The organism is Microcystis sp. M53602_WE12, assembly GCF_030065455.1.
Taxonomy (GTDB): domain Bacteria; phylum Cyanobacteriota; class Cyanobacteriia; order Cyanobacteriales; family Microcystaceae; genus Microcystis; species Microcystis aeruginosa.
In genome coordinates this window covers 1-2,344 of sequence record NZ_JASJFB010000741.1, presented here as the reverse complement: position 1 = coordinate 2,344, position 2,344 = coordinate 1, and the positions used below count along the sequence as shown (strand labels likewise).

The following is a 2,344-nucleotide window of genomic DNA, read 5'->3' as shown; positions in this document are numbered from 1 at the left end:
TTCTGGCTGAGGAAATTCTCTCCGGACGGGTTTCTGATGGGGATACTGCCATGGTCGATATCGATGAGGAAGGTAAGGTGAAAGTTATTTCGGGGGAAAGACGCGAGTTAATCGCTCCCGTGATCGAATAAATTCTCACTGTAATTAGTTAAATAAAAGGTGGGCTTCTTGCTCACCTTTTCTCGTAAAAATAGGGAAAAAGTGCGATGAAAGTTTGGTTTGTGGGCTGTGTTTTGTTATTTTTGTTGGTGGAGTTTTATCAATGGGCCAAGGGGTTTATTTTGCCTTTACCTCTTTATATTTTTGCCGGAGCTTTGCTATCGATCGCTTCTAATTATTCTCAAGATATGAGCAATTTATTTGCTAGAAATGAACAGGTTTATCAAACTGCTAGTTTAAGTGATATTCCTGACATTTTGACGGCAGAAACCGCAATTACCAGCCTAGAAGCGGCAGCAGCGGAGGATAGTAAAAAGCGGTGTCGCTGAATCAAGACATGAAGACTAAATTGTGCCTCCTATCCACAAGTTACCTTACTGCTAGGTTTTAAAAATTGCCGAGAGGACAATTGATACTTAAAATCAGCAACGCCCGATAACTTTTCAAACAGATACTAAAAATAGATGATCATGAAAACAGTCACAAAAGTAGCTCTTATTGCCCTACTCTGGATAACAATAATCAATCCTGCCAACTTACCTCCAGATACCGATGTTAGGCTAAGAATGGCCCATGCCCTGTGGACAGGAACTGAGGAGGTTTCTTTACCCCCAAATTATCGTCCTTCCTCTCGATTAGACCGTGTTGGTGTTTTAGGAGTAGATGGAAAACGATATGAACATTATGATATGGGACAATCTTTATTAATGTTGCCCGCAGATTGGATTGGCACTCAACTCTCTAAAGTTTTTCCTAGTATTAAGCCTTATTTATTACGAGAATTTGCGGTTAGTTTTCTTGTAGTTATCCCTCTAAATGTATTAGTTGTTCTCTCTTGTTATTGGTTACTTAGACTATTTGATTTTCAGGAGAAAATTGCGGCATCTGCTAGCTTGATTTGGTTGCTAGGTACTACCGTTCTCCACTATGCACAAACTTTTCAACAAAATAATCCAGTCCTACTTTGTGTGATTTTAGGTTATGCTTGTGCTTTAGCTTATATTAAAACTAACAAAGTACCTTATGTTTTTTTGAGTGGATTGGCAATCGGAGCAGCTATTATAATTCGCTCGACAACTATCATTTATGCTCTCACAGTTTTTGGGTTTCTAATTAGCTGTCTAATTTATAAAAATTTCAAGCTGAATCAAATCTTTAAGACAGCCATACTCTGGAACTTCGGCTTATTTCCCTTCTTTTTTATGAGTAGATTATTTAATTACTTACGCTTTGGGGATTTTTGGACAACGGGAACATCCTTACTCATGGAGCAAATCCGCAATGGAGCAATCTTTTCAGGGTTGCCAGAATTGCCCCCTAATTATCCTCTCATACACCCTCCCTACGTTGGTATTCTCGGCGTTCTCTTCTCACCAGCTAAAAGTATATTTATTTACGACCCCTTTCTTTTACCGTGTTTAGTATTGGGGATTATTTTATTTAACAAATTAACACCTTATATACGAATATATTTTATTTCCTCAATTTTTGCACTTGTCTTTCATATTATCTTAACCAGCAAACTGGATTTCTGGCATGGAGATGGTTCTTGGGCTGCTCGTTATCACGTTACCTCAGTTCAGCTACTGCTTCTCCCCTTAATAGCTTTGCTAATCTTAGAGATGTTATCGGTTAATCGACTCAAACGATGGTTAATTAGCAGCTTGGTTGTTCTTTCTATTTTGGTTCAATTTGCTTCTCTTGTCTTTGACCCTAGTGTAAATAGTGGTGTGGTCAACTTTGCAGAACCAAAAAGTTTTTTGAGGTTTCGTTTAGGTGAACGTATCGACAGTGTTAGTTGCTTAATTGGTCTTTCTCGATCCCAAAGTTGCTTAACTGAGGAAAAGTACAATAAGTCTGATCTCGCCAGTAGGGTGTATTTCTGGCCTCTTAAATCCAACAAAGCGCAAGGATTGCTCTGGAAAATTTGGGGATTCCTCTTGATCACAGCTTTGATCAGCACTCTACTTTTCCTAGTGATTGGGTAGTAGTTATGGAGACTTAATACCTTGCTCGTCCCTTACGTCGTGCGATTATGCGTCTGTTGGAAGATGTTCTGGCTGAGGAAATTCTCTCCGGACGGGTTTCTGATGGGGATACTGCCATGGTCGATATCGATGAGGAAGGTAAGGTGAAAGTTATTTCGGGGGAAAGACGCGAGTTAATCGCTCCCGTGATCGAATAA

The 2,344-nt window shown here is 39.5% G+C and carries 2 protein-coding genes and 1 pseudogene; all 3 read left to right on the top strand.

The window, feature by feature from the left end; genetic code table 11:
• Window positions 1–206 precede the first annotated feature (206 nt).
• Complete coding sequence (locus PX482_RS22955) at window positions 207–488, top strand: hypothetical protein (RefSeq protein ID WP_002756712.1); 282 nt, start codon at window positions 207–209, stop codon at window positions 486–488.
• 141 nt (window positions 489–629) lie between these two features.
• The gene (locus tag PX482_RS22950) at window positions 630–2,147 is read left to right on the top strand and encodes a glycosyltransferase family 39 protein (protein ID WP_002756710.1); all 1,518 of its coding nucleotides are present in this window, start codon (window positions 630–632) and stop codon (window positions 2,145–2,147) included.
• A gap of 17 nt (window positions 2,148–2,164) precedes the next feature.
• Window positions 2,165–2,344 (top strand): annotated as a pseudogene (locus PX482_RS22945) (ClpB D2-like domain containing protein); the annotation flags it as partial.

Bases quoted from the DNA above. Each gene is read 5' to 3' on its own strand.
- PX482_RS22955 (WP_002756712.1), top strand. From the start codon at position 207: ATGAAAGTTTGGTTTGTGGGCTGTGTTTTGTTATTTTTGTTGGTGGAG.
- PX482_RS22950 (WP_002756710.1), top strand. From the start codon at position 630: ATGAAAACAGTCACAAAAGTAGCTCTTATTGCCCTACTCTGGATAACA.